Raw genomic sequence first — 25457 nt, 5'->3', positions numbered from 1 at the left:
GGTTCCATTTACGCCCGAATTGCCTAAGGGCTTCGGGCATGAGCGATACCCGTTTCGATCCGACGTCCGCAGACCCGCGCTGGCAAGCAGCGTGGGAGGACGCGCAGACCTTCCGCGCCGACAGCAACTCCGACAAGCCGAAGAGCTATGTCCTGGAGATGTTCCCCTATCCATCGGGGCGCATCCACATCGGCCACGTGCGCAACTACACCATGGGTGACGTGCTGGCGCGCTACAAGAAGGCGACCGGGCACGAGGTCCTGCACCCGATGGGCTGGGACGCCTTCGGCATGCCAGCGGAAAACGCCGCGATGGAAAAGGGCGTCCACCCGGGCGGCTGGACCCGCGCGAATATCGAACACATGAAGGCACAATTGAAGCGCCTCGGCTTCGCGCTCGACTGGAGCCGCGAGCTGGCGACCTGCGAGCCGGACTATTACGGCCACGAACAGGCGCTCTTCATCGACCTGTACGAAGCGGGCCTCGTCTACCGCAAGGAAAGCGAGGTCAACTGGGACCCGGTCGACATGACCGTGCTCGCCAACGAACAGGTGATCGACGGCAAGGGCTGGCGTTCGGGCGCGGACGTCGAGAAGCGCAAGCTGAACCAGTGGTTCCTCAAGATCACCGACTTCGCCGAAGAACTGCTCGAAGGCCTCGGCAGCCTCGAGAACTGGCCCGACAAGGTCCGGCTGATGCAGGAAAACTGGATCGGCAAGTCCAAGGGCCTCGAATTCAGCTTCGACCTGTCGAACGGCGAGAAGCTGCCGGTCTACACGACCCGCCCTGACACGATCTTCGGGGCAAGCTTCGTTGCGGTCGCCGCCGACCATCCGGTCGCGCAGGGTATCGACAGCGACGCGGCGCGCGCCTTCATCGCCGAATGCAAGAAGGGCGGGACCACCGCTGCCGAACTCGAAACCGCCGAAAAGCTGGGCTTCGACACGGGCATCACGGCCAGGCACCCGTTCACCGGCGCGGACCTGCCGGTCTACATCGCGAACTTCGTGCTGATGGATTACGGCACCGGTGCGATCATGGCCGTGCCGGGCCATGACCAGCGCGACTTCGAATTCGCGACCAAGTACGGCCTGCCGATCCCGCGCGTCGTCGCGGCGAGCGCCGAGGATGCCGGCAAGCCCTTCGCGGGCGAGGCCGAAGCGGGCGAGGGCGTACTGGTGAACTCCGACTTCCTCGACGGCATGAATGTCGAGGATGCGAAGCGCGAAATCATTGCCCGCATCGAGGCCGAGGGTCGCGGTACGGGCAAGACCGTCTGGCGCCTGCGCGACTGGGGCGTCAGCCGCCAGCGTTACTGGGGGACGCCGATCCCCTTCATCCATTGCGGCACCTGCGGCGTGGTCCCCGCGCCCAAGGACAGCCTGCCGATCACCCTGCCGGAAGACGTCGATTTCCAGACGCCCGGCAACCCGCTGCTGCGTCACCCGACCTGGAAGCATGTCGATTGCCCCAAGTGCGGCGCTAAGGCAGAGCGGGAGACCGATACGCTCGACACTTTCGTCGACAGTTCATGGTATTTCCTGCGCTTCGCCAGCCAGCCGGCTGACCGACCCTTCGATCCCGAAGAGGTCGCCAAGTGGATGCCGGTCGAACAGTACATCGGCGGGATCGAACATGCGATCTTGCATCTATTGTACGCCCGTTTCTGGATGCGCGCGCTTGCCCACATGGGCCAGATCGAGGTGAAGGAACCCTTTGCCTCGCTGTTCACGCAGGGCATGGTCACGCACGAGACGTACAGCCGCAAGGACGGCGGCAAGACCGTCTATTTCGCGCCCGACGAGATCAGCCGCGAAGCCGACCGCGCTCTGCTCAAGGACGACGGCAGCGAGGTCGAGATCGGCCGCGTCATCAAGATGTCGAAGTCGAAGAAGAACGTCGTCGACCCCGACACGATCATCGACACCTACGGCGCCGATGCGGTCCGCTGGTTCATGCTGTCCGACAGCCCGCCCGAACGCGACCTGCCGTGGTCGGAAGCGGGGATCGAGGGTTGCTCGCGCTTCGTCCACCGCCTGTGGCGCCTGTTCTCGGCCTATGAGCCGCAAGCCGAGGGCGAGGACAAGGCGCTTGATCGCAAGACGCACCAGACCATCGCCGCCGTGGCGCAGGACATCGAGGCGCTGGGCTTCAACAAGGCCGTCGCGCGCATCTACGAACTGACCGGCGCAGTCGAGAAGGCGAAAGCCTCCGCCAGCCGCAGCCAGGCGATCCGCACGCTGGTCCAGCTTGTCGCCCCGATGATGCCGCACCTCGCCGAAGAGGCGTGGGCTGCGCTGGGCGAAGGCGGCATGGTCGCCGATGCCGCATGGCCGGCCGTCGATCCCGCCCTGCTGGTGGAGGACGAAGTTACGATCGCCGTCCAGCACATGGGCAAGCTGCGCGACACGCTGACCGCTCCAAAGGGGGCGTCTAAGGAAGACCTCGAGGCCATGGCGCTGGCGTCCGAAAAGGTGCAGCGTTCGATCGACGGGGCAGAAGTACGCAAGGTCATTGTCGTGCCCGACAGATTGGTGAATATCGTCACCTGATGCGCATTCTCGCCGCCACTTTCGCCTGCCTCGCGCTGTCCGCCTGCGGCCTGGCGCCCATGTATGTGGGCGGCGGCAGCGGCGAGGTCGCGCGCGGTCTTGCCGCCGTCGACGTTCCGCCGATCGCGGGCCGGGCAGGCTGGCTGGTACGGGGCGAACTGAACGACCGTTTCGGCGCGGCCGGCGACAGCACGCCGCGCTACCGGCTCGACGTCAGGCTCGACGACAATCTCGAAGCGCTTGGCATCCTTGCCGACGATACCGTCAGCCGCGAACGCCGCACACTGCGCGCCCGCTACCAGCTGGTCGATGCCAGCACGGGCGAGATCCTCCTCGATGCGACCGAAGGCGCCGATGCCGGTATCGACGTGGTGTCGAGCGAGTATGCGACCATCGCTGCCGAACAGACCGCGCTCGAAAACCTCGCCCGCGAAATCGCCGACAGGATCGTCACCCGCGTGGCGCTGACGCTGCGCCAGCAGTGAAGATCAGGGGCAACGAATTTTCCGCCAAGGCACGCGGCATCGCGCAGGATTGCGCCATCTTCTTCTTCTGCGGCCAAGACGAGGCCGGGGCGAGCGCTGCTGCCAGCGATCTCGTGACCATGCTGGCCGAGCCGGGTGAGCGGGTTGAAATTTCCGGCGCCGACCTCAAGGCCGATCCCGCCCGGCTGGGCGACGAGGCGCGTTCCACCTCGCTGTTCGGCGACAAGCGTCACATCTGGTGCCGCGTGGCCGGCGACGAGGCGCATGACGCGCTCCAGACGCTGATCCAGACCGGCGAAGCCGGCGCGGGCGAGGCCTGTCCGGTGATCGTGGTGGCGACGTCGGCCACCGACAAGTCGCGCACGGCCAAGCTGCTCGAAAAGCGCAAGGACGCGGTCGTCGCCATTTTCTACCCGCCGGACCTGCGTTCGGTAACGCAGGCCGTTCGCGGCATGGGCGATGCGTCGGGCATCCGGCTCGACGGTGCGGTGGCCGAGCGAATTGCTCGCGCGGCCAATCTCGACGTCCGGCTGGCGCAGAGCGAGGTGACCAAGCTCGCGACCTATCTCGATGCCTCGCCGCAGTCGCCCAAGCCGGCGACGATGGAGCACCTCGACGCGATCGGCGCGGCGAGCGAGGAGGACGGCTTCGCCAGCCTCGTCAACGCCGTGCTGGGCGGTCAGGCCAACCGCGTCGGACCCGAGATCGCCCGGATGAAGCAGATCGGCCTCAACCCGGTCGGCACGCTGCTGGCCTTTGAGCGTCGCGCGGCGCAGCTGGCGCGGATTTCGGCGGCGCTGGGCAACCGGCGCTACCAGGATCTCGACAAGGGCCAGAAGGCCCGCCTCGGCATCTTCTGGAAGGAAGAGCGCGACATTGCCGAACAGCTCCAGCGCTGGCGCGGTCCGAAACTCGACCGGCTGACGCACGGCCTGACGCGACTGCACCGCGACCTGCTGACGAACAGCCAAAGCTCGGAACTGCTGCTCGCGCAGGGCCTCACCAGCATCGCGCAGATCGCGACCCGCCGCTAGTCTCCCCGCAGCCAGCGCGCCATGGCCGCGGTGGCTAGGCCATCGCGGCGCGTCGGTCCGTCGAGGAGGCTACCGGCCACTGACAGGCCGCGCCGGGCCAGCTGGCCGGCACGGGCAAATCCGCCCGCACTTCCTATCGCCTCGTCGAGCGGGTGCTGCACCATCCGGTCCGCCCTGCCGCCCAGCGCCAGTCCGGCAATGGCGTTGATGTCCTTGCGGGCGGCGGGTTGCTGGACCAGCAGCGCTTCGGCCCGCTCGACTTCCTCTGCCGGGACCGCCACCGGGCATCCGCTCGCATCCACGAGCCCCGGTTCGAACCAGCGGTCGGTGAGCGCCAGCACGAGCGCAGCGGCGCGCTCATACCCGTCCTGCTGCGCCGCTTCCCAGAACCGCGGCCAGTCGATGGCGCGCTTGCGGGTGAGATGGTCGATGTCCGCCAGTGCGAGGGGGCCGACATTGAACAGGTGCGAGCAGGCGCAGTGCACGACGAGATGCGCCAGCATGTCTTCGGCTGCGGGCACCCGCATTCCGAGCACCTCGTCGAATACCGAACGCTCAAGCAGCGCGGCATCGTCGCAGCGCGGCATGGCGAGGGCGGCGAGCGGTGCGCTCGCCCAGGTATGGGCGTGCAGTTCGCATGGCACGCCATCGGGCGAGACGAGGAGCGGCAGGTGCGTTTCCTCGCGCGCCAGCCGGTCGAGCAGTTCCTGCGTCGCTGCCGGTCCCTGCCAGCCTGCATCGCGCAGGGCTTCGTAGGCTTCCACCGCGCGGTCCTGCGGGACGAGCAGGTCGATGTCGCGCATGACCCTTTCGGCGGGGGACGGCCACATGCTCCACGCAAGCGCCGATCCTTTCAGCGCGACCGCCTCAATACCGAGACCTCCGAGCAGCGTTGCCGCTTGCGCCAGGGCCCGACGCTGCGCGAGCACGGTAATGGCGTTTGCCCGGTGCGCCTCCCGCCAGCCCTCGGCGATGTCCTGCGGCACCTCGACCGGCATCTCGCCGCGCGACAGCCGTCCGTGGAGATGAGGCCCCAGCCGGTGCGCTTCGGCCAGCGCATCCAGCGCCCGCCATTCGGTCGGCGAAAGCGCGCCCAGTTCGCCCGCGCGGCAGCCGGCCAGCGCGAGCAGGCGCGGCTGCATCAGTCCTGCGGGACGGAGAAGGTGCCGGTCACGCGTCCGCCGGACTGGCCCGTCTGGCCGGTGACCGAGGACGATCCGCTCGCGCGTCCGTCGACGCTCGACACACCACTGGCGAGATCGATTACGAGACGCCCGCCGTTCAGCGTGTCGCTGCCGCGATTGAGGCGCACGTTGCCGGCCATGGTGATGATGCGGCGGTTGAAATCGTAGACCGCCGTGTCGCCGCTCGCCCGCTCGTTGCCGCGCGCCACGGTCACGCCGCCGGTCGCAAGGATGCGCTGGATTTCGAGCGTGCCCTGGTCCGAATAGTCGATCACCGTGCGCGCCGCATTGAGCGTGAGGCCTGCCTGCGTGATCCGCACATTGCCCGACAGCACGACGCGATCCTGCCGGTCCTGCAGTTCGATCCGGCCTGCGTCGAAGGAGACGGGCGCGTTCGAATTGTGGCTGGCGATCGCCTGGGCGTTCAGCTGGATGCCGCCAAGCGCCGCGCAGGTCAGCGCGAAACCGGCGACCAGCGACTTGGTCATGGCGGGCAGGTGGTGCTTGATCATGGCATTCTCAGCTTTCCGGGTTCCATGCGCAGGCGCGCATTGCCCACGAGGGTTACTGTTCGCTCGGCAAGGTCGGCTTCGAGCCGGTCGGCGCGGAACGTGCCTGCAGGCACCGCCCCTTCGACGCCGCCTGCGCCGGTGACCTGCTTGGTCGCGAGGTCGACCGATACGCCGGTGGCGCGCATGCTATAGCCGTCGGCGGCCTCCATACGCATGGTGCCGGCCACGTCGATGCGCTGCTCGTCGATGTCGTATTGCCCGCCCTCAGCGCTGATCCGCGCAGGTCCATCGGCCATCAGCAGGCGGGCGACGATATCGCTCATGCGCACGATCCCTTCCGCGCTCGACCGCTGGACGGCCTCGTCGGCGGTAAGCGAGAACGGGCGGCCTTGCGCGTCCTGTCCGCGGTAAAGCGCATTGTCGACGCGCAGGCGTTCCTGGATCACGGCCACGTCGTTGCGGTCGAGCAGGAAGCTGATCTCGCCGCGCGGGCTGAGCGGGGTGATCAGCATCAGTGCGGCAATCACGCCGACGCCCATCGGCAGGGCGCGGACAAGGAAGTGGACCAGCTTGTCATGGCTCCCGCCGGGCGCGGCGAAGTGCTGACGGCGCGAGCGGAGCTGCTGCGCCTCCTGCGTTTCGATCCTGCGCTTGCGGAACACCATGGGTGCGGATTGCCCTTCCTAGGCTGACGCGTGGCTGAAGATGTCGTGGTCGTCCCAGCCGAGGATATCGAGATGGGCGCGTGCAGGAAGGAAATCGAAACAGGCCTGCGCCAGTTCCGTGCGGCCTTCGCGTTCCAGCCTGCGGTCGAGCTCTTCCTTGAGGCGGTGGAGGAAACGCACGTCGCTGGCGGCGTATTCGCGCTGCGCGTCGTTGAGGACCGGGCCGCCCCAGTCGCTGCTCTGCTGGACCTTCGACATGCTTTCGCCCAGCAGTTCCTCGACGAGGTTCTTGAGGCCGTGGCGGTCGGTGAAGGTGCGCACCATCTTGCTGGCGATCTTGGTGCAATAGCAGGGCGCCGCGGTGACGCCGAGATAGTACTCGATCGCCGCCAGGTCGAAGCGGGCGAAGTGGAACAGCTTGAGCCGTTCGGGATCGCCGAGCACGGCCTTCAGGTTGGGCGCATCATAGGTGCTTTCGGGACCGAAGCGCACGAGATGCTCGTCGCCCTTCCCGTCGCTGATCTGGACGACGCACAAACGGTCGCGAATGGTGACGAGGCCCATCGTCTCGGTATCGACTGCGATCGGCCCGTCGGCGAGGACGCCTTCGGGGAGGTCTTCTTCGTGGAAATGCACTGCCATGCCCCGCGCCTTAGGCCGATTGGGGATTGTAGGGAAGGGCGGACTGGTCGGCGCCGTGCACTCGCGGCAGGGTGGCGCGCATGAGCGAGAGCGTCCCCGACAGCTGGAAACCGGTCCTCGATCCCGTGCTGGCAACGGCCGAGGCGCGCCAGCTGGGCGGCTGGCTGCGGGCGGAAGAGGATGCGGGCAAGACCGTCTATCCTCCGCGCGGGTGCCGGCTGAAGGCGCTGGAGCTTACCGCGCTCGAGGAGGTGAGGGTCGTGATCCTCGGGCAGGATCCCTATCACGGGCCGGGCCAGGCGATGGGCCTGTGCTTCGCCGTGCCCGAAGGCGTGCGCGTGCCGCCGAGCCTTGTGAACATCTACAAGGAGCTGGAGGCCGATCTCGGCGTCCCGCGCCCGGCGCATGGCGATCTCAGCAAGTGGGGGCGGCAGGGCGTGCTGCTGCTCAACAACACGCTCACGGTCGAGGCGGGACAGGCGGGCAGCCATGCCGGGCGCGGCTGGGACGCGGTGACCGACGCCTGCGTGGCGGCGGTGGCCGCGCGCGAGGAGCCTTCGGTGTTCATCCTGTGGGGCAGCCACGCACAGGCCAAGGCCAAGCGGATCGAAGGCCTGCGCAGCGGCCGCCACCATCTGATCGAGAGCCCGCACCCCAGCCCGCTGTCGGCCCATCGCGGCTTCTTCGGATCGCGGCCGTTCAGCCGGTCCAACAGCTTCCTCGAGGCGAAGGGGCGCGGGGCCATCGACTGGGCCTTGTAGGACGCGCGTAGGACCTGCCGTGGGCGGACCTACAGGATGGAACGCTTGGAACACGGTCCAGGCGGAAATATCTTCAGGCGTCCCGCAAGGCTCTGCATAGCTATTCAGAGTTGGAGGTGGGACCTGCTGCATGTCGCGGGTCTGCAACGGTTAAGTAATTGTAGGAAAACGCTTTACCTTCTTTATTGTTGCGTTGAACAAGGCTCACAACGCCGCTCGGCGATTGTGACAAGCTCGTCTGTCAATTTCGCGTTCAGTCGGCTGCGTGCCATTATGGTGCAATGCAACACGATCTTCCCGAGAACGACGGGCGCGCGCTGATCGCCGCCGCCATCGCCTCGCGCCGCATGATCCGCGCGCGTTACAATTCAAGCGAACTCACGCTGGCTCCGCACCAGATCATCCTGCGCAACAATGCGCTCTATCTCGGCGCGCTCAATCCGGCCAAGGCGCGGCGCTCGGACGAGCTGCCTTCGCTCGGCCATTTCAAGATCGACGGCCTGTCGGATATCGACCTCACGGAAGAGCCGTTCGAAGCGCTGCCGCCCGAATTCTGCGTCCCGCCGCGCGAAGGCGACCAGCTGATCTTCGACGGCGGGTGAAGCGGGCCGCCTAGCGCGGCAGCTCGCTCTTGCCCATCAGCGCCTCGTCAACTGCGCGCGCCGCCTGGCGGCCTTCGCGGATGGCCCAGACGACCAGGCTCTGGCCGCGGCGCATGTCGCCGCAGGCAAAGACGTGCGGTTCGCTGGTGGCATAGCGGTTGGTGTCCGCCTTGACGTTGCCGCGCGCATCCAGTTCCACGCCCGCCCGGTCGAGCAGGCCGCGGCGCTTGGGTCCGGTGAAGCCCATGGCCAGCAGGATCAGGTCGGCCCTCAGCGTGAAGCTGCTGCCTTCCACTTCCTGCATGCGCCCGTCCTTCCATTCGACGCGCACGCATTCGAGCCCGGCGACATCGCCGTTTTCCTCGACCACGCGCTTGGTCAGCACGGCCCAGTCGCGGTCGACGCCTTCCTCGTGGCTGGATGAGGTGCGCAGCTTGAGCGGCCAGTCGGGCCAGGTCAGCGCCTTGTCTTCCTTTTCCGGCGGCTTGGGCATGATTTCCAGCTGGGTCACGCTGGCCGCGCCCTGCCGGTTGGACGTGCCGACGCAGTCGCTGCCGGTGTCGCCGCCGCCGATCACGATGACGTGCTTGCCGGTCGCGGTCAGGCTGCCGCGCGGGGCGGCGCGCACTTCGTCGTCGCCCGCATTGCGCTTGTTCTGCTGGGTCAGGAATTCCATCGCGAGGCGAACGCCGGGCAGTTCCGCACCCGGGATGTCCAGCTGGCGTGCTTCTTCCGCGCCGCCTGCCAGCACCACCGCGTCGAAATTCTCTTTCAGCGCCTCGAAGCTGACTTCCACGCCGACTTCGGAGGAAGTACGGAACTGCACGCCTTCGGCTTCCATCTGCACCGCGCGGCGGTTGATGAGGTGCTTTTCCATCTTGAAGTCGGGAATGCCGTAGCGAAGCAGGCCGCCGATGCGGTCGGACTTCTCGAACACGGTCACGGCATGGCCGGCGCGGGCCAGCTGCTGCGCGGCCGCGAGGCCTGCGGGGCCCGAACCGATCACGGCGACGGCCTTGCCGGTCTGCCTTTCGGGGACCTGCGGCTTGATCCAGCCTTCCTGCCACCCGCGATCGACGATGGCGCATTCGATCGACTTGATGGTGACCGGGCTGTCGACGATGTTGAGCGTGCAGGCCGCCTCGCACGGTGCGGGGCAGATGCGGCCGGTGAACTCGGGGAAGTTGTTGGTCGAGTGCAGGACCTCGAGCGCGTTCTTCCAGTCGTCCTCGTAGACGAGGTGGTTCCAGTCCGGGATGATGTTGTTCACCGGACAGCCGTTGTGACAATAGGGAATGCCGCAGTTCATGCAGCGCGCGGCCTGCTTGCGCAGCGCCTCGCGGTCGTGCGGGACGACGAATTCCTTGTAGTTCTTCAGCCGCTCTTCCGGCGGCAGGTAGGTGCGATCCTCGCGTTCGTATTCGAGGAAGCCGGTTTCCTTGCCCATTATTCTGCAGCCTCCATTGCCGCAGCCTCGCGTTCGTCCTCGAGCGCCTTCAGCGCCCGGGCGTAGTCGCGCGGCATCACCTTGCGGAAGTTCTTCAGTTCGCCTGCCCAGTCGGCCAGCAGCGCCTTGGCGCGCGCCGAGCCGGTGTGGAGGTAGTGGCGTTCGACCAGCACCTTCAGGCGCTCGGCATCGTGGTAGAGCGGGTCGCCCATGCCGGGGTTGTCGACCGTCTGGGCGCGCTGCTGCGGGTGGCCCCAGCTCTTTTCCGCGCCCTCGCCGTCACCCGGCTTCACGTCGAGCAGGTCGACCTGCGCGTGGTTCACCAGCTTCTCGAACGAGCCGTCGGGATCGTAGACATAGGCGATGCCGCCGCTCATCCCGGCAGCGAAATTCCGGCCGGTCTTGCCGAGCACGCAGACCACGCCTCCGGTCATGTATTCGCAGGCATGGTCGCCCGTGCCTTCGACTACCGCGACCGCGCCCGAGTTGCGCACCGCGAAGCGTTCGCCCGCGACGCCGGCGAAATAGGCCTCGCCCGCGATCGCGCCGTAAAGGACGGTGTTGCCGACGATGATGTTCTCGGTCGGCTCGCGGCCGGTGCCCTGCGGCGGGCGTACGGCGATGCGACCGCCCGACAGGCCCTTGCCGACATAGTCGTTGGCATCGCCGGTCAGGCTCAGCGTCACGCCATGGGCGAGCCAGGCGCCGAAGCTCTGTCCGGCCACACCGGCAAGGTCGATGCGGATCGTGTCCTGCGGCAGGCCCGAATGGCCATAGGCTTCCGCGATCCGGCCCGACAACATGGTGCCCACGGTGCGGTTCACGTTGCGGATGGTGCGGCTGATCTGGACCGCCTGACCGCTTTCGATGGCGGGCCTGCAGGCCTCGATCAGCTCGACGTCCATGGCCGAGCCCAGCGCGTGGTCCTGCACTTCGGTGTGGTGCAGCGCCTTGCCTTCTTCCAGCGGGACCGCGTGGAGGATGCGTGACAGGTCGACGCCATGCGCCTTCCAGTGGCGGCGCACGCGGCGCATGTCGATGCGGTCCACGCGGCCGACCATTTCCTCGACCGTGCGGAAGCCCATTTCGGCCATGATCGCGCGCAGTTCCTCGGCGACGAAGAAGAAGTAATTGATGACGTGCTCGGGCGTGCCGGTGAAGCGCTTGCGCAGCACCGGGTCCTGCGTCGCCACGCCGACGGGACAGGTGTTGAGGTGGCACTTGCGCATCATGATGCAGCCCGCCGCGATCAGCGGGGCGGTGGCAAAGCCGAACTCGTCCGCGCCCAGCAGCGCGCCGATAGCGACGTCGCGGCCCGTGCGCAGGCCGCCGTCGACCTGCACCGCGATGCGGCTGCGCAGATCGTTGAGCAGCAGCGTCTGCTGCGTTTCGGCAAGCCCGATTTCCCACGGGGATCCGGCATGGGTGAGGCTGGTCAGCGGCGATGCGCCGGTCCCGCCTTCATAGCCCGAGATGGTAATATGGTCGGCCTTGGACTTGGAGACACCCGCGGCCACCGTGCCGACGCCGACTTCGGACACCAGCTTCACCGAGATGCGCGCTTCGGGCTTCACGTTCTTAAGGTCGTGGATCAGCTGCGCGAGATCCTCGATCGAATAGATGTCGTGATGCGGCGGCGGCGAGATGAGGCCCACGCCCGGCGTCGAATGGCGCACCTTGCCGATGCGCTTGTCGACCTTGTGGCCGGGCAGCTGGCCGCCTTCGCCGGGCTTTGCGCCCTGCGCCATCTTGATCTGGATATCGTCCGAATTGACGAGATATTCGGTCGTCACGCCGAAGCGTCCGCTCGCGACCTGCTTGATCCGGCTGCGCATCGAATCGCCATTGGGCAGCGGCAGGAAACGCTCCGGCTCCTCGCCGCCCTCGCCCGTGTTCGAACGGCCGCCGAGGCGGTTCATGGCGATGGCGAGGGTCGAGTGCGCCTCGTGGCTGATTGAGCCGAAGCTCATCGCGCCGGTGCTGAAGCGCTTGACGATATCGACCGCCGGTTCGACTTCGGACAGGTCGAGCGGACGCTCGGCCTTCTTCAGTTCCATCAGCCCGCGGATCGTCAGCAGGCGTTCGGACTGCTCGTTGATCGAGGCAGCGAATTCCTCGTAGTTCTTGGGGTCGTTGCCGCGCACCGCGTGTTGCAGGCTGGCGATGTTCTGCGGCGTCCAGGCGTGGTCCTCGCCGCGGATGCGGTACTGGTAGATGCCCCCCACATCGAGCATGCCCTTGTACAGCGGGCTGTCGCCGAAGGCCTGTGCGTGGCGGCGCACCGCCTCTTCCGCGACTTCGGCAAGGCCGATGCCCTCGATGGTGGTCGCCGTGCCGGTGAAATAGGTGTCGACGAAGTCGCTCGACAGGCCGACCGCATCGAAGATCTGCGCCCCGCAATAGGACTGGTAGGTCGAGATGCCCATCTTGGACATGACCTTAAGGATGCCCTTGCCGACCGCCTTGACGAAGTTCTTCTGCACCTCGTCGGGCGTGAGGTCGGGGAACTTGCGCGCGCGCAGGTCTTCCAGCGTCTCGAAAGCGAGATAGGGGTTGATGCCTTCCGCGCCGTAACCGGCCAGCGCGCAGAAATGGTGCACTTCGCGCGCCTCGCCCGTCTCGATGACGAGGCCGGTCTGCATGCGCAGGCCCTGGCGCACCAGCTGGTGATGGACGGCTGCCGTTGCGAGCAGGGCCGGCATGGCGATCCGGCCCGGGCCCTGTTCGCGGTCCGACAGGATCAGGATGTTGGCATCGCCGAGCACGGCCTCGGTCGCCGCCCAGCACATTTCCTTCAGCGCCATGGCAAGCCCGTCGGCGCCGGTGCTGGCATCCCAGGTGATGTCGATGGTCGCGGTGCGGAACGCCCCGTCCAGCGCCACTTCGACCGAACGGATCTTGGCCAGTTCGGTATTGGTGAGGATCGGCTGCTTGACCTCGAGGCGCTTGTGCGTGCCCCCGTCGCGGCCGAGCAGGTTCGGGCGCGGGCCGATCATCGACAACAGGCTCATCACCAGTTCCTCGCGGATCGGGTCGATCGGCGGGTTGGTGACCTGCGCGAAGTTCTGCTTGAAATAGTCGTAGAGCAGGCGGCTCTTTTCGCTCAGCACGGCAATCGGCGTGTCGGTGCCCATCGAACCGATCGGGTCCTCGCCCATGGAGGCCATGGGTTCGAGGAAGCGGCTGATGTCTTCCTGCGTGTAGCCGAAGGCCTGCTGGCGGTTGAGCAGGGCGATGTCCGACTGCGGGATTTCCGACAGATCGGGCTCGATATGGTCGAGGTCTTCGAGCTTGTACTGCGCCTTTTCGAGCCATGCCTCGTAGGGCTGGTCGGCAGCGAGGCCGGCCTTCAGTTCCTCGTCCTCGACGATGCGGCCTTCCTCGAGGTCGATCAGCAGCATCTTGCCCGGCTGGAGGCGCCACTTGCGGGTGATTTCCTCTTCCTTGAACGGCAGCACGCCGCTTTCGGAAGCGAGCACCACGAGGTCGTCCTTGGTCGTGCACCAACGCGCAGGGCGCAGGCCGTTGCGGTCGAGGCAGGCGCCGATCTGGCGGCCATCGGTGAAGCACACGGCGGCAGGGCCGTCCCACGGCTCCATCAGCGCGGCATGGTATTCGTAGAAGGCGCGCCGGGCGGGATCCATCAGCTCGTTCTTCGCCCAGGCTTCGGGCATGAGCATCATCATCGCATGGGCGAGGCCGTAACCGCCCGTCAGCAGCAGCTCGAGCGCGTTGTCGAGGCAGGCAGTGTCCGATTGCCCGTGCGGGATCAGCGGCCACATCTTGTCGAGGTCGGCGCCCAGCAGTTCGCTTTCCATCGTGCGGCGGCGCGCTTCCATCCAGTTCACATTGCCGCGAACCGTGTTGATTTCCCCGTTGTGCGCCATGAAGCGATAGGGGTGGGCGAGCCGCCAGCTGGGGAAGGTGTTGGTGCTGAAACGCTGGTGCACGAGGCCGAGTGCCGACACGCAGTCGGGATCGCGCAGATCGTCGTAGAAACTGCCCACCTGGTTCGCCAGCAGCAGGCCCTTGTAGACCACGGTGCGGCTGGAGAAGCTCGGGATATAGGCCTTGCTGAGGCCCGGGATGCCATGCTTCTGTTCGAGCGCGGCAAGCGGGTTCAGCGTCTGCTTGCGGATGACCACCAGCTTGCGCTCGAAAGCGTCGCGGTCGGCGCAGTTCGGCCCTCGCGCGATGATGCACTGGCGGATGACAGGCATGGAATCGACCACTGCCTTGCCCAGCCCGTCGAGCGTGGTGGGCACGTCGCGCCAGCCGATGACGCGCTGGCCTTCCTTGGCGGCGAAGCGTTCGAGCTGGCCTTCGACGAACTCGCGCGCCTCGTCCTGCTGCGGCAGGAAGCACATGGCGATGGCATAATCGCCCTCGTCCGGCAGGTCGTGGCCTTCGGCCTTCGCCCACTTGCGGATCAGCGGGTCGGGGGTCTGGATCAGGATGCCCGCGCCGTCGCCCAGCAGCGGGTCCGCGCCGACCGCGCCGCGGTGGTCGAGATTGGCGAGGATGGTGAGCGCCTGCTCGACGATCGCGTGGCTCTTCTTGCCCTTGATATGCGCGACCATGCCGACGCCGCAGGCATCGTGCTCGTTGCGCGAATCATAGAGCCCCTGACGGGCCGGGTAAGAAGTATGCAGGTCCTGCATGTGCCGAGGCGTCCTCCAGTCGGACCCGCCTCGTTTGCGTGCCCGGAGGGCCAGCAAAGACGGGTCGAAAATGCCGCAGTGCCGCATGGCCGCACTGCCAAAATTTCGCGAATGGTCCCTTTGCAGGCACGAAAGCGATTTTGCAATGGCACGGGACGGTAGCAAAATTTCACGCGGCCCAAGTTTTGGCGCGTTTTGCCGCATTGCAGCATGGAAGAATTCGTATCCGCCTGTGCAGCCGCACAAGCGACAGGCGGGGTCAGTCGGGCTTGCCGACGCGTCCCAGCTTGTCGAGCGCGCTGCGCAGCGCGGCCTGCGGGTCTTCGCTGCCCGGTCCGGCAGGCGGCGCCGCGCGGGCGGCCTCCCGGCGCAGGAAGGAGATGACCTGGTCGGGGTCCTCCTCGGCAAGCGGCGTGGCGGGCGCGGCCTTGCGCGCCTCCAGTGCGGCGGCAAGCCGCGAGGTCAGCTGGTCGAGCGAGAGATCGGCCAGCGATTCGCGCGCTGCGGGCGCAGCAGGGCGCGCTGGTGCCGGTTCTTCTGCCGGAGCCTCGACCTCTTCGATTTCCTCGAATTCCGCCTCGATTTCGGGCGCGGCAAGCGCTTCGGCGGTTTCGGTCACGGCAATGCCTTCCTCGCCGATATCCTCGCGGGCGGAGAATACGCGGCGGCGCGACTGGTCTTCGGCCACGGGGGCTTCCGCTTCCACGGTCTCCGGCGCGATCTCGACCTGCTCAACCACGGCGGCGCGCCGCGCGAGGCGGGAGGCGATGACGAGGCCGAAGAGAAAGCCGACGACGCCTGCCGCCACGGCGACGGCGGCAAAGCCCGCCATGCCCACGGGCGGCTCGAAAAAGCGGTGCAGGCCGGTCAGCCCAGCGCTCTGGAACAGGGCGTCGCGGGTATCGGCGGGCGTTACGTAGAGCACGCCAAGCGTGCCTGCGCCCACGAGCATCCCGAACCACAAGCCCACGGCAGGCCTGAACCAGGCCTTCGTGGTCAGCGTGCTGTCATTGTCCACGTAGCTCATCGGGCCTCAAATCCTTGCAGGCTCATCGTCCTTGCCCCTGCGCTTGTAGCAGCTTGGCGTAAACGTCGCGATAACGGGAGACATTGCGTGCCCAGTCATGTTTGTCCGCGACATGGGCGCGGCCGGCATCGCGCATGGCGTCCCAGCCGGCGCGCGCGTCGATGAAGCGGGCCAGCGACGCCGCCATCGCCTGCGGATCGTCGGGCGGGAAGAGCAGGCCGGTCCCACCGTCCTCGATCAGTTCGCGGTGTCCGCCGACATCGCTTGCCGCCACGATCCGCCGCTGGGCCATAGCTTCGAGCGGCTTCAATGGCGTCACGAGGTCGGTGAGGCGCGATTTCTTGCGAGGATAGGCAAGCACGTCGATCAGCGAGTAGTACCGCTCCACTTCGGAATGCGGCACGCGGCCGGTGAAGCGGATGGCCCCTGCTGCGGGGGAGGCTGCGGCCTGCGCTCTCAGGGCCTCTTCCATCGGGCCGCCGCCGACCAGCAGCAGGCTGGCCGTGGGATGCCGTTCGCGCAGGGCGGGCATGGCGGCGATCAGGTCGTCGAGCCCCTCGTAATCGTAGAAACTGCCGATGAAGCCGATGACCGGCCCCTCGCCCATCCCGAGTTCGCTCGCCAATGCCTCGTCGCGCGGCGGCGGATCGCCGAACAGCGACAGGTCGACGCCATTGGGCGAGATCGCGATCTTGCCCGCATCGTGGCCGCGCGCGACGAGGTCGCTGCGCAGCCCTTCGCAGATCGTGAAGACCGCGTCGGCGCGCTTCACCACGCGGTTTTCGAGCGCGCGGGTGAGGCGGTACTTGGCCGAGCCTTGCGTGCCGGTGCCGTTCCCGACCGCAGCATCTTCCCAGAAGGCGCGGATTTCATAAACGAAGGGCAGGCCCAGTGCGCGGGCGGCTTTCAGCCCGGCCATGCCGCACAGTGCGGGCGAATGCGCATGGATGACGTCAGGACGCCAGTCGCGCGCAACGTCCTCTATCCGGCGGCGCAGTGCCGCCACTTCGCGCATTTCGCGCGCAACCGGCGGGCCGGAGGGCGTTCCCGGTGTGCGGTAGAAGGTCAGGCCCTCCACCTCTTCCGCAAGCTCTTCGGTGTTCTCGCCGCCTGCCGTGTGCCGCTGCCCGGTCACGCCCGCCACTTCGATCCCGCTCGCCTCGAGGCTCTTCAGGATGGCGCGCGTGCGGAAGGTATAGCCCGAATGCAGGGGCAGCGAGTGGTCGAGGATGTGAAGGACCCGTGTCATTGCGCGTCTCCTGTGTCACAACAGGCTTAACGGCGCGTCAACCGCGTTTCGCTATGAGGGTCATGCACGCCGCACCTGCGGCGCATTGGAAAGTCACGCGCGCTTGATCGACAATTTCGCCCTTCTGCTGACCCATGTGCTGATCGCCATCGCGCTGATCCGACTGCTGGGCCGCGCCGATCTCGACACCGAGGACCTGCTCGAGGTCGAGGAGGAGAAGGTCGAACGCGACGGACCATCCCTGCGCGAAAAGCGGCGCGCCCGTGCCCGGGCGGAGGCGCGCGATGCTTGACCTTGCGCTGTTCCTCGTTGTCATCGGGATGTTCCTGCTGGGCCTGCGCAAACCCTTCATCTGGGTGCTGGCCTATCTCTACATCGACATCCTTGCCCCGCAGAAGATCGGCTGGTCGCTGGCGCAATTGCTGCCCGTATCGCTGATCGCCTTCCTGCTCGCCTTCGGCGGCTGGGCGGTGGCGGAAAAGAAGGACGGCTTCCGCCTGTCGATGCGGCAGGGCCTGCTGGCCGCGCTGCTCGTGTGGTGCTTCATCACCCTGCAATGGGCCGATTTCCCCGAAGCCGGGGCAGAAAAATGGGCCTGGGTGTGGAAGGCGCTGGTCTTCGCCATCTTCCTCCCGCTGACGCTGACGACCAAGCTGCGGATCGAGGCGGCGATGCTGATCACCGTGCTGACGGCCGCTGCGATTATCATCTCTGCCGGCCTCAAGACCGTGGGCGGCGGGGGCGGCTACGGCAATCTCTACCTGTTCGTGAACGACAATTCGAACATCTACGAAAGCTCGACCCTCTCGACCGTGGCGATCGCGCTCATCCCGATCATCCTGTGGTTCATGCGGCACGGCACGATCTTCAAGCCCGACTGGCGTGTGAAGCTGTTCGGCGCCGCGCTCATCTTCGCCTGCCTGCTTATCCCCATCGGAACCGAGGCGCGCACGGGCCTGCTGTGCATCGCCGCGCTCGGCCTGATGCTGCTGCGCGATGTGAAGCGACGGTTCCTCTATATCGGGGCGGCGGCTGCCATCGGCATTGCTGCGCTGCCCTTCCTGCCGTCCTCCTTCACCGAGCGCATGTCGACCATCAAGGAAGCGCAGTCGGAACAATCCGCCTCGACCCGCATGCAGGTGTGGTCGTGGACGCTCGACTATGTGGAGCGCAATCCGCTCGGCGGGGGCTTCGACGTTTATCGCGGCAACAGCTTCACCTACAAGATGCCGGTCAAGGAGGTGGACGGGAACACGGTCCGCGTCACCTACCAGGACGTGACCGAAAGCGGACGAGCATTCCATTCCTCGTGGTTCGAGATGCTGGGCGAACAGGGCTGGCCGGGCCTCATCCTGTGGACGCTGCTGCACGTCACCGGCCTCGTCCAGATGGAGCGCATTCGCCGCCGCTATACCGGTCGGACCGGGCGGATCGAGGGGTGGCAGGGCCCGCTCGCCAGCGCGCTGCAGTTCGCCAATATCATCTATCTCGTCGGGGCGACCTTCCAGGGGATCGCCTACCAGCCGGTCGTGCTGATGATCGTCGGCCTCCAGATCGCGCTGGCCGACCACGTGAAACGGCGCGAGTCGGCGCTCGACAAGGCGGCCTTCAAGGAGGTCAAGGCAGCCAACCGGCGCGCCGATGCCCGGGCCGCCGCGCCCGATCCCGCCATTCCGTAGGGGCACCGCAAGCGCGGTTGCACGAGCCTTCCGCATAGGCCATGACACCGCCCGTTCGCGCGGGCGCACACGGCTTCCCGCGCCCCGTTTACGGCAATCGAGGAGAGACGCGCATGAGCCCCCAGGAAATCGCAGCCAAGATCGGTGAACAGGTCGGCACCAGCGAATGGGTCGAGATGAGCCAGGAGCGCATCAACCAGTTCGCGGACGCGACCGGCGACCACCAGTTCATCCACATCAACGAAGAGATGGCCAAGATGACGCCGTTCGGCGGCACCATCGCCCACGGCTTCCTCACCCTGTCGATGATCCCCTTCCTCACCGCGAACAGCGACGTGCCGCGGGTCGACGGGATCAAGATGGCCGTCAACTACGGCGGCAACAAGACGCGCTTCATCGCGCCCGTGCGTTCGGGCAAGCGTATCCGCGGCCACTGGAAGCTGCTCGAAATGAGCGAGAAGCGTCCCGGCCAGTGGCAGCAGACCATGGAAATCACCATCGAGATCGAGGGCGAGGACAAGCCGGCCCTGATCTGCGAATGGATGACCATGTATTTCGTCTGAGAACAGAATTGCGCTCCGGTCCGCGACCCGGAGCGCCTCCTCCCCGGGGGAAACCGTACCCGTTTCCCTGACCAATATTATCTAAGGAATGACCATGCGTGACGCAGTCATCGTATCCACCGCCCGCACCGCCATCGGCCGGGCCTACAAGGGCGGCTTCAACGACACCAAGGGCGCGACCCTCGGTTCCTATTCGCTGAAGCCCGCGATCGAGCGTGCCGGCATTGATGCCGGCGAAGTCGACGACGTTCTGTGGGGCGCCGCGCTCCAGCAGGGCGCGCAGGCCGGCAACCTCGGCCGCCAGGTCGCGCTGCGTGCCGGCTGCCCGATCGGCGTGTCGGGCATGACCATCGACCGCCAGTGCTCCTCGGGCCTGATGACCATCGCCACCGCGGCCAAGCAGATCATCACCGATCGCATGGATATCGTTGCAGCCGGCGGCCAGGAATCGATCAGCCTCGTCCAGACGAAGGAAATGCGGGTCATGCCCGATCCCGAACTGATGGCGATGCACGGCGCGATCTACATGCCGATGCTGCAGACCGCCGAAACGGTCGCCCAGCGTTACGGCATCAGCCGCGAAGCGCAGGACGAATACGCACTTCAGTCGCAGCAGCGCACCGCGGCCGCGCAGGAAGCCGGCAAGTTCGACGACGAAATCGTTCCCGTCACCACCACCATGAAGGTGCAGAACAAGGAAACCGGCGAGATTTCCGACCAGGAAGTCACCATCGCCAAGGACGAGGGCAACCGCCCCTCGACCACGCTCGAAGGGCTGCAGTCGCTGCAGCCGGTCATGGGCCCGGGTACCTCGATCACTGCGGGTAATGCCTCGCAGCTGTCGGACGGTTCCTCGGCCAGCGTGCTGATGGAAGCCAAGGTCGCGGAACAGCGCGGCCTCCAGCCGCTCGGTCGCTATGTCGGCATGGCGGTTGCCGGTACCGAGCCTGACGAAATGGGCATCGGCCCGGTCTTCGCGATCCCGAAGCTGCTCAAGCGCTTCGACCTCAAGGTCGACGACATCGGCCTGTGGGAACTGAACGAGGCCTTCGCCGTGCAGGTGCTCTACTGCCGCGACAAGCTGGGCATCGACAACGACAAGCTCAACGTCAACGGCGGCTCGATCTCGATCGGCCACCCCTACGGCATGACCGGCGCGCGCTGCGTCGGTCACACGCTGATCGAAGGCAAGCGCCGCGGTGCCAAGTACGGCGTCGTCACCATGTGCGTGGGCGGCGGCATGGGCGCAGCCGGCCTGTTCGAGATCTTCTGATCCAACACCGGCTTGTTTAAGCCCCTGTAAAAGCGCATCCTCCGGCCAAAGCGGTCGGAGGATGCTTTCTTATGGGCATTATGGAAATCATCGGCATTGCCGGAAGTGTCAGCCTGCTGGCGGGCTGGCGGCTGTACCTGAGCATTTTCGCCACCGGTCTCGCCATGCGGCTGGGCGCGATACCACTGCCCGAACACCTCCAGAGCCTCGACATTCTGGCGAACCCCTGGATCATGGGCATCGCGGCCGTGGCGGCGCTGGCCGAATTCTTTGCCGACAAGGTCATGTGGCTCGATAGTGCGTGGGACGCGGTCCACACCTTCGTGCGGCCGATCGGCGGCGCGCTGCTGGCGCTGGCGATCATCGATCCGGCGGACCCGGCTACGCAGGTCGTCGCCTTCCTGCTCGGCGGCGGCGCGGCGCTGACCGCCCATGCGGGCAAGGCGGGCGCGCGCGGGGTGGTCAACGCCAGCCCCGAGCCGGTCAGCAATATCGCTGTCTCCAGCGTCGAGGACGTGGCGACCGCGGGCCTGCTCTACCTCGCCTACGAATATCCTTACGTGGCAGGCGGCATCGCGCTGGTGCTGTTGGGGCTGACGGTCTGGCTGATCCTGACGGCGCGGCGGATCATCCGCAGCTTCTTCAACGGCGGCGCCAAGGCCCCTCCGCCGCCTAGCGGCTGAGCAGGAAGACCGCGAATTCGGCGCGCAGATTGGATGCGCCCGCGACCGGCTTTTCTCCGGCGAAGAACCATTCCCGCTCGATCCGCGCGCCTTTTTCGCGCGCCAGTTCGCGAAAGTCCTTCACGGTTACGTGGTGGATGTTTTGCGTCTCGTACCAGCTGACAGGGATGCTGCGCGTCACCGGCATTCGCCCGCCGAACATCAGCGCGGCGCGGGTGCGCCAGTGGGCGAAGTTCGGGAAGGACACGAAGGCCTGCTTGCCGACCCGCAGCAGCTGGTCGAGCATCAGGTCGGGCCGCCGCGCGGTCTGCAGCGTCTGGCTGAGCACGGCGTAGTCGAACCCCTTGTCGGGATAGTCGGCCAGCGCGCTGTCGGCATCGCCCTGCACCACCGAGAGGCCCTGCGCCACGCAGCGCTCCACGCAGGCCGGGTCGATCTCGATCCCGCGCGCATCGACCTGCTTGGTCGCGCGCAGTTCGCCCAGCAGCGTGCCGTCGCCGCAGCCGATGTCGAGCACGCGGGTGCCCGGCGCAATCGCCTCGGCAATGGCGGCAAGGTCGGGGCGCAGCACGCTCATTCGAGGAACCCCTTCACCACGCGGTCGAGCGCGGGCACGTCGAGCAGGAAGCTGTCGTGGCCGTGGGGGGCGCTCAGTTCGACGAAGCTGACCGCGGCGCCTGCCGCATTGAGCGCATGGACCACATGGCGGCTTTCGCTCGTCGGGTAGAGCCAGTCGGAATCGAAGCTGACGAGGCAGAAGCGCGCCGTCGTGCCCGCAAATGCGTCGGCAAGCTTGCCGCCGTGCTCTTCGGCGAGGTCGAAATAATCCATCGCGCGGGTGATGTAGAGATAGCTGTTCGCATCGAAGCGGCGGGTAAAGCCGCTGCCCTGGTAGCGCAGGTAGCTTTCGACCTGGAAATCGGCGTCGAAACCGAAGCTCTTGGTCTCGCGGTCCTGGAGGTTGCGGCCGAACTTCTCGGTCAGCGCCTCTTCCGACAGATAGGTGATGTGCGCCGCCATGCGTGCCACGGCGAGGCCGGAATCGGGCTGTGCGTCGGCAGCGTAATAGTCGCCCCCGCACCAGTTCGGGTCTGCCATCACCGCCTGCCTGCCGAGCTCGTGGAAGGCGATGTTCTGGGCCGAATGCCGGCTGGTCGAGGCGATGACGAGCACGCGGGTCGCGCGCTCGGGCCAGTTGGCGGCGAGGCTCAATGCCTGCATCCCGCCCATCGACCCGCCGACTACGGCGTGCAGCCGCTCTATCCCCAGTGCATCGAGCAGGGCGACCAGCCCGCGGACCATGTCGCGAATGGTGATCACCGGGAAGCGCATGGCATAGGGCTTGCCGTCGGAGGCGAGGCTCGCCGGGCCGCTCGAGCCCATGCAGCTGCCGATGACATTGGCGCAGACGACGAAATAGCGGTCGGTGTCGATCGGCTTGCCCGGTCCGACCATGCGTTCCCACCAGCCCGGCTTGCCGGTGACAGGGTGGGTGCTGGCGACATACTGGTCGCCGGTCAGCGCATGGCAGATCAGGATGGCGTTCGAGCGGTCGTCCGCCAGCGTGCCATAGGTCTCGTAAGCGATCTCGGCCTGTGCCAGCTCGCTCCCGCCGTCGAGCGGCAGGGGATCGGTCAATTGCAAAACTTGGGACGCCCCGGACATTCCTTGGCCTCTACAGCCAAGGCAGGTGCTTGTCGAAGGGGCGTTTTTCTTTCATGCGGCGAAGCCGCGATGACCCAGTCCAACGATAGTTCCGCCCGCCCGACGATGAAGCTCTGGATCGAGGCGATCCATGCCTATGTGCCCGGCAAGTCCAAGGGCAGCGACGGGCGCGAGCTGACCAAGCTGTCCGCCAACGAGAATCCGCTGGGGTGCAGCGCGCAGGCGCTGGCCGCGCTCGGCAAGGGCGGCGATCCGGCGCGCTATCCCGATCCCGATGCGACCGCACTGCGCGAGGCGATTGCGCAGCTGCACGGGCTCGATGCCGCGCGGATCGTGTGCGGCACCGGTTCGGACGAGCTGCTCAATCTTGCCGCGCAAGGCTTCGCAGGACCGGGGGACGAGGTGCTCTATGCCCGCTTTTCCTTCGTGGTCTACGAAATCGCCGCGCGCCGCTGCGGCGCGACGCCGGTCGAGGCGCCCGATGCCGATTATGCGACCGACGTGGACGCATTGCTGGATGCGGTGACGGAGCGCACGCGGGTCGTATTCCTCGCCAACCCGAACAATCCGACCGGCACCTATCTGCCGCACGCCGAGATCGAGCGGCTGCACGCGGGCTTGCCCGCCAATGTCCTGCTGGTGGTCGACCAGGCCTATGGCGAATACCTGGACGAGGCAGAGGACGATGGCGGCATGGCGCTTGCCGCAGCGCATGACAACGTGCTGGTCACGCGCACCTTCTCCAAGATCTACGGCCTTGCGGGCGAGCGGATCGGCTGGGCGACCGGCGCGCCGCATCTGATCGATACGCTCAACCGGATCCGCGGCCCCTTCAACGTGACGACCAGCGGCCAGCGCGCGGCCATCGCGGCGCTGGGCGACCAGGGCTTCGTGGAACTGTCGCGCAAGGCCAATGGCGAGGAGCGCGACCGGTTCGCCGAGGCGATCGCCGCGCTCGGCAATCACGGTCTGCGCGCGGTGCCGAGCAAGGCGAACTTCGTGCTGGTGCTGTTCGAGGGTGCGCTGACAGCCGAAATGGCGCTCGGCGCGCTGGCGGAAGGCGGTTACGCCGTGCGTCACCTGCCTGGCCAGGGCCTGCCGCACGCGCTGCGCATCACCGTGGGCACGCGCGAGCAGATGGACGATATCGCGCGCATCCTGCGCGATGCGGCGAGGGCCGTCTCGTGACGATCCGGCGCGTCGCCATCATCGGCCTCGGCCTTATCGGCGGTTCCATCGGTCTCGCCACCGGCGAGATGCTCCGCGAGGTTGAAACCACCGGCTGGGACGCCGACCCCGAAGTGCGCCGCCGCGCTGACGAACGCGGCCTTGTCGGCAAGGTCTGCGATACTGCGGGCGAAGCGGTGGCGGATGCCGACCTCGTCATCCTCTGCGTGCCCGTCGGCGCGATGGAGGAGGCCGCGAGCGGCATCGCCGCGTCGCTCAAACCCGGCGTGATCGTCAGCGACGTCGGCTCGTCGAAGGGCAGCGTCGCCAAGGCGTTCGCCCGCGCATTGCCTGATGCGACAATCATCCCCGCGCACCCCGTCGCCGGGACCGAGCGCAGCGGGCCGGATGCAGGCTTTGCCGAGCTTTTCCGCCACCGCTGGTGTATCCTGACACCCGGCGCCGACGCACCCGAGGCCGCCGTGGCCGATTTGTCTGCTTTCTGGGAAGGCTTGGGTGCCAAGGTCGAGATCATGGATGCCGAACATCACGACCTCGTCCTCGCCGTGACCAGCCACATCCCCCACCTCATCGCCTATACCATCGTGGGCACCGCCTCCGACCTCGAGGACGTGACCCGCGGCGAGGTGATCAAGTATTCCGCCGGCGGTTTCCGCGATTTCACGCGCATCGCCGCGTCGAACCCGGTCATGTGGCGCGACGTGTTCCTGACCAACCGCGACGCGGTGCTCGAAGTGCTGGGACGCTTCAACGAGGACCTCACCGCGCTGCAGCGGGCGATCCGCAATGGCGACGGCGATACGCTGCACGATTTGTTCGAGCGCACGCGCACGATCCGCCGCTCGATCATCGAGGAAGGGCAAGACGACGCGCGGCCCGACTTCGGCCGCAAGGACCACTGATCAGCTGTTCAGAGCGTTGATTTCGTCGAGCACGCGCCGCTCGATCTCCTCCCGCGGCAGGCCGGCGGGAATGGGCTCGCCGAAGCGGTAGGTGATGCGTCCCCGCGCTTTCAGCGGGCGGTGGTAGAGCGGCCCGCTGTCGACCGCGACCGGCACGACCGGAAGGCCGAGCATCTTGTAGAGACCCGCGAAACCGGATTGCAGCGCCCGCCGCTCGCCATGCGGCACGCGGGTGCCTTCTGGGAAGATGACCAAAGGTCGCCCTTCTGCCGAACGCGACTTGGCGAGGCGAATCATCGCCATCAGCGCCTTGGCGCCCTGGTCGCGCTGGACGAAGATCAGGCCGTATGCCGCGGCCGCCTTGCCCCAGCCCGGAATGCCGAGCAGTTCCTGCTTGGCGAAGACCGCCGGACTGTCGAACAGCGCGGGGGCGTCGATCGCCTCGAAGAAACTCTCGTGCTTGACTGCGTAGAGCACCGGCTCGTCCAGCGGCGCGCCTTCCATCACCAGTTCGATGCCCAGTAGGTGGCGCACGCACCAGCGCTGCCATTCGCTCCAGTTCTCGACCCTTCTGCGGAAGGCGGGTCGCGAGAACGGCAGGCACGCCAGCGCCGATGCGGTCACGAAGATCGAGCCGATATAGAAAGCGAAATAGAACGCGATATTGCGCAGCAGGATCATCG

23 protein-coding genes are annotated in these 25457 nt (G+C 66.8%); 12 read left to right on the top strand and 11 right to left on the bottom strand.

The features are described 5' to 3' along the window. The first annotated feature begins 38 nt into the window (after positions 1-38). Genes leuS through holA form a run of 3 tightly spaced genes read left to right on the top strand, consistent with a single transcriptional unit; the run spans position 39 to position 4071 of the window. Positions 39-2552 (top strand): leucine--tRNA ligase, encoded by a 2514-nt coding sequence (gene leuS / locus LC083_RS05940; RefSeq protein ID WP_226699588.1) that lies wholly within the window; start codon positions 39-41, stop codon positions 2550-2552. Further along, positions 2552-3037 (top strand): LPS assembly lipoprotein LptE, encoded by a 486-nt coding sequence (gene lptE, locus LC083_RS05935; protein ID WP_226699587.1) that lies wholly within the window; start codon positions 2552-2554, stop codon positions 3035-3037. Before leuS ends, lptE begins: the two co-directional genes overlap by 1 nt. Further along, positions 3034-4071: a DNA polymerase III subunit delta gene (holA, locus tag LC083_RS05930; RefSeq protein WP_226699586.1), complete on the top strand. Its 1038-nt coding sequence runs from the start codon at positions 3034-3036 to the stop codon at positions 4069-4071. The genes lptE and holA overlap by 4 nt, the downstream gene beginning before the upstream one ends. On the opposite strand, the gene LC083_RS05925 is transcribed toward holA, so the two are convergent. Genes LC083_RS05925 through LC083_RS05910 form a run of 4 tightly spaced genes read right to left on the bottom strand, consistent with a single transcriptional unit; the run spans position 4068 to position 7074 of the window. Beyond that, the gene (locus LC083_RS05925) at positions 4068-5213 is read right to left on the bottom strand and encodes a nucleotidyltransferase family protein (RefSeq protein ID WP_226699585.1); all 1146 of its coding nucleotides are present in this window, start codon (positions 5211-5213) and stop codon (positions 4068-4070) included. The genes holA and LC083_RS05925 overlap by 4 nt on opposite strands. Beyond that, positions 5213-5767, bottom strand: coding sequence for an LptA/OstA family protein (locus tag LC083_RS05920; protein ID WP_222555314.1), 555 nt, complete (start codon positions 5765-5767; stop codon positions 5213-5215). Before LC083_RS05920 ends, LC083_RS05925 begins: the two co-directional genes overlap by 1 nt. Beyond that, the gene (gene lptC, locus LC083_RS05915; RefSeq protein WP_226699584.1) at positions 5764-6432 is read right to left on the bottom strand and encodes an LPS export ABC transporter periplasmic protein LptC; all 669 of its coding nucleotides are present in this window, start codon (positions 6430-6432) and stop codon (positions 5764-5766) included. Before lptC ends, LC083_RS05920 begins: the two co-directional genes overlap by 4 nt. A gap of 18 nt (positions 6433-6450) precedes the next feature. After that, positions 6451-7074, bottom strand: coding sequence for a ribonuclease D (locus LC083_RS05910; protein WP_160608472.1), 624 nt, complete (start codon positions 7072-7074; stop codon positions 6451-6453). 80 nt (positions 7075-7154) lie between these two features. Here LC083_RS05910 and LC083_RS05905 point away from each other — a divergent pair, with 80 nt between their 5' ends. Together LC083_RS05905 and LC083_RS05900 are read left to right on the top strand one after the other, a co-directional pair. Continuing rightward, positions 7155-7835 carry a uracil-DNA glycosylase gene (locus LC083_RS05905; protein WP_226699583.1) on the top strand — a complete coding sequence of 227 codons (681 nt, stop codon included), beginning with the start codon at positions 7155-7157 and terminating at the stop codon, positions 7833-7835. 281 nt (positions 7836-8116) lie between these two features. Further along, positions 8117-8437 (top strand): WYL domain-containing protein, encoded by a 321-nt coding sequence (locus tag LC083_RS05900; protein ID WP_226699582.1) that lies wholly within the window; start codon positions 8117-8119, stop codon positions 8435-8437. 10 nt (positions 8438-8447) lie between these two features. Here the strand turns inward: LC083_RS05900 and LC083_RS05895 are convergent, their stop codons facing one another. The 4 genes from LC083_RS05895 to LC083_RS05880 all read right to left on the bottom strand — a co-directional run bounded on the left by LC083_RS05895 (position 8448) and on the right by LC083_RS05880 (position 16821). Further along, positions 8448-9884 (bottom strand): glutamate synthase subunit beta, encoded by a 1437-nt coding sequence (locus LC083_RS05895; protein WP_226699581.1) that lies wholly within the window; start codon positions 9882-9884, stop codon positions 8448-8450. Next, complete coding sequence (gltB, locus tag LC083_RS05890) at positions 9884-14545, bottom strand: glutamate synthase large subunit (RefSeq protein WP_226699580.1); 4662 nt, start codon at positions 14543-14545, stop codon at positions 9884-9886. The genes LC083_RS05895 and gltB overlap by 1 nt, the downstream gene beginning before the upstream one ends. Positions 14546-14804: 259 nt before the next feature. Next, positions 14805-15572: a hypothetical protein gene (locus LC083_RS05885; protein ID WP_226699579.1), complete on the bottom strand. Its 768-nt coding sequence runs from the start codon at positions 15570-15572 to the stop codon at positions 14805-14807. Positions 15573-15594: 22 nt separating this feature from the next. Then, complete coding sequence (locus tag LC083_RS05880) at positions 15595-16821, bottom strand: TIGR04063 family PEP-CTERM/XrtA system glycosyltransferase (RefSeq protein ID WP_226699578.1); 1227 nt, start codon at positions 16819-16821, stop codon at positions 15595-15597. A gap of 103 nt (positions 16822-16924) precedes the next feature. Between LC083_RS05880 and LC083_RS05875 the strand changes: the two genes are divergently transcribed. The 5 genes from LC083_RS05875 to LC083_RS05855 all read left to right on the top strand — a co-directional run bounded on the left by LC083_RS05875 (position 16925) and on the right by LC083_RS05855 (position 21019). Then, a complete protein-coding gene (locus LC083_RS05875; RefSeq protein WP_224831443.1) occupies positions 16925-17113 on the top strand; it encodes a hypothetical protein in 189 nt (62 codons plus the stop codon). Continuing rightward, positions 17106-18500 (top strand): DUF5935 domain-containing protein, encoded by a 1395-nt coding sequence (locus tag LC083_RS05870; RefSeq protein ID WP_226699577.1) that lies wholly within the window; start codon positions 17106-17108, stop codon positions 18498-18500. Before LC083_RS05875 ends, LC083_RS05870 begins: the two co-directional genes overlap by 8 nt. Before the next feature lie 113 nt (positions 18501-18613). Next, positions 18614-19063 (top strand): MaoC family dehydratase, encoded by a 450-nt coding sequence (locus LC083_RS05865; RefSeq protein ID WP_160608464.1) that lies wholly within the window; start codon positions 18614-18616, stop codon positions 19061-19063. A gap of 94 nt (positions 19064-19157) precedes the next feature. Then, positions 19158-20336: an acetyl-CoA C-acyltransferase gene (locus tag LC083_RS05860; RefSeq protein WP_222555305.1), complete on the top strand. Its 1179-nt coding sequence runs from the start codon at positions 19158-19160 to the stop codon at positions 20334-20336. A gap of 71 nt (positions 20337-20407) precedes the next feature. Next, the gene (locus LC083_RS05855) at positions 20408-21019 is read left to right on the top strand and encodes a DUF4126 domain-containing protein (RefSeq protein ID WP_224831440.1); all 612 of its coding nucleotides are present in this window, start codon (positions 20408-20410) and stop codon (positions 21017-21019) included. Here LC083_RS05855 and metW read toward each other — a convergent pair. After that, a complete protein-coding gene (gene metW / locus LC083_RS05850; protein ID WP_222555304.1) occupies positions 21009-21596 on the bottom strand; it encodes a methionine biosynthesis protein MetW in 588 nt (195 codons plus the stop codon). The two genes, LC083_RS05855 and metW, sit on opposite strands and share 11 nt — an antisense overlap. Further along, positions 21593-22684 (bottom strand): homoserine O-acetyltransferase MetX, encoded by a 1092-nt coding sequence (metX, locus tag LC083_RS05845; protein ID WP_226699576.1) that lies wholly within the window; start codon positions 22682-22684, stop codon positions 21593-21595. Before metX ends, metW begins: the two co-directional genes overlap by 4 nt. Before the next feature lie 69 nt (positions 22685-22753). Here metX and hisC point away from each other — a divergent pair, with 69 nt between their 5' ends. After that, positions 22754-23872, top strand: a complete 1119-nt coding sequence (gene hisC, locus LC083_RS05840) for a histidinol-phosphate transaminase (RefSeq protein WP_226699575.1) — start codon at positions 22754-22756, stop codon at positions 23870-23872. Further along, on the top strand, positions 23869-24774 hold the full coding sequence (locus tag LC083_RS05835) for a prephenate/arogenate dehydrogenase family protein (protein WP_226699574.1): 906 nt from the start codon (positions 23869-23871) through the stop codon (positions 24772-24774). The genes hisC and LC083_RS05835 overlap by 4 nt, the downstream gene beginning before the upstream one ends. Here the strand turns inward: LC083_RS05835 and LC083_RS05830 are convergent, their stop codons facing one another. Next, the gene (locus LC083_RS05830; RefSeq protein ID WP_226699573.1) at positions 24775-25455 is read right to left on the bottom strand and encodes a lysophospholipid acyltransferase family protein; all 681 of its coding nucleotides are present in this window, start codon (positions 25453-25455) and stop codon (positions 24775-24777) included. Between the last annotated feature and the right edge of the window lie 2 nt (positions 25456-25457).

Origin of the sequence: Qipengyuania gaetbuli (assembly GCF_020524765.1) — a bacterium.
Taxonomy (GTDB): domain Bacteria; phylum Pseudomonadota; class Alphaproteobacteria; order Sphingomonadales; family Sphingomonadaceae; genus Qipengyuania; species Qipengyuania gaetbuli_A.
This window is presented reverse-complemented; position numbering and strand designations above follow the sequence as displayed.

Coding starts and splice junctions, on each gene's coding strand:
- lptE (WP_226699587.1), top strand. CDS start 2,552: ATGCGCATTCTCGCCGCCACTTTCGCCTGCCTCGCGCTGTCCGCCTGC.
- lptC (WP_226699584.1), bottom strand. CDS start 6,432: ATGGTGTTCCGCAAGCGCAGGATCGAAACGCAGGAGGCGCAGCAGCTC.
- LC083_RS05900 (WP_226699582.1), top strand. CDS start 8,117: ATGCAACACGATCTTCCCGAGAACGACGGGCGCGCGCTGATCGCCGCC.
- LC083_RS05830 (WP_226699573.1), bottom strand. CDS start 25,455: ATGATCCTGCTGCGCAATATCGCGTTCTATTTCGCTTTCTATATCGGC.
- LC083_RS05895 (WP_226699581.1), bottom strand. CDS start 9,884: ATGGGCAAGGAAACCGGCTTCCTCGAATACGAACGCGAGGATCGCACC.
- LC083_RS05860 (WP_222555305.1), top strand. CDS start 19,158: ATGCGTGACGCAGTCATCGTATCCACCGCCCGCACCGCCATCGGCCGG.
- LC083_RS05870 (WP_226699577.1), top strand. CDS start 17,106: ATGCTTGACCTTGCGCTGTTCCTCGTTGTCATCGGGATGTTCCTGCTG.
- LC083_RS05910 (WP_160608472.1), bottom strand. CDS start 7,074: ATGGCAGTGCATTTCCACGAAGAAGACCTCCCCGAAGGCGTCCTCGCC.
- gltB (WP_226699580.1), bottom strand. CDS start 14,545: ATGCAGGACCTGCATACTTCTTACCCGGCCCGTCAGGGGCTCTATGAT.
- LC083_RS05905 (WP_226699583.1), top strand. CDS start 7,155: ATGAGCGAGAGCGTCCCCGACAGCTGGAAACCGGTCCTCGATCCCGTG.
- LC083_RS05865 (WP_160608464.1), top strand. CDS start 18,614: ATGAGCCCCCAGGAAATCGCAGCCAAGATCGGTGAACAGGTCGGCACC.
- LC083_RS05855 (WP_224831440.1), top strand. CDS start 20,408: ATGGGCATTATGGAAATCATCGGCATTGCCGGAAGTGTCAGCCTGCTG.
- LC083_RS05880 (WP_226699578.1), bottom strand. CDS start 16,821: ATGACACGGGTCCTTCACATCCTCGACCACTCGCTGCCCCTGCATTCG.
- hisC (WP_226699575.1), top strand. CDS start 22,754: ATGACCCAGTCCAACGATAGTTCCGCCCGCCCGACGATGAAGCTCTGG.
- metX (WP_226699576.1), bottom strand. CDS start 22,684: ATGTCCGGGGCGTCCCAAGTTTTGCAATTGACCGATCCCCTGCCGCTC.
- LC083_RS05885 (WP_226699579.1), bottom strand. CDS start 15,572: ATGAGCTACGTGGACAATGACAGCACGCTGACCACGAAGGCCTGGTTC.
- metW (WP_222555304.1), bottom strand. CDS start 21,596: ATGAGCGTGCTGCGCCCCGACCTTGCCGCCATTGCCGAGGCGATTGCG.
- LC083_RS05920 (WP_222555314.1), bottom strand. CDS start 5,767: ATGATCAAGCACCACCTGCCCGCCATGACCAAGTCGCTGGTCGCCGGT.
- leuS (WP_226699588.1), top strand. CDS start 39: ATGAGCGATACCCGTTTCGATCCGACGTCCGCAGACCCGCGCTGGCAA.
- LC083_RS05925 (WP_226699585.1), bottom strand. CDS start 5,213: ATGCAGCCGCGCCTGCTCGCGCTGGCCGGCTGCCGCGCGGGCGAACTG.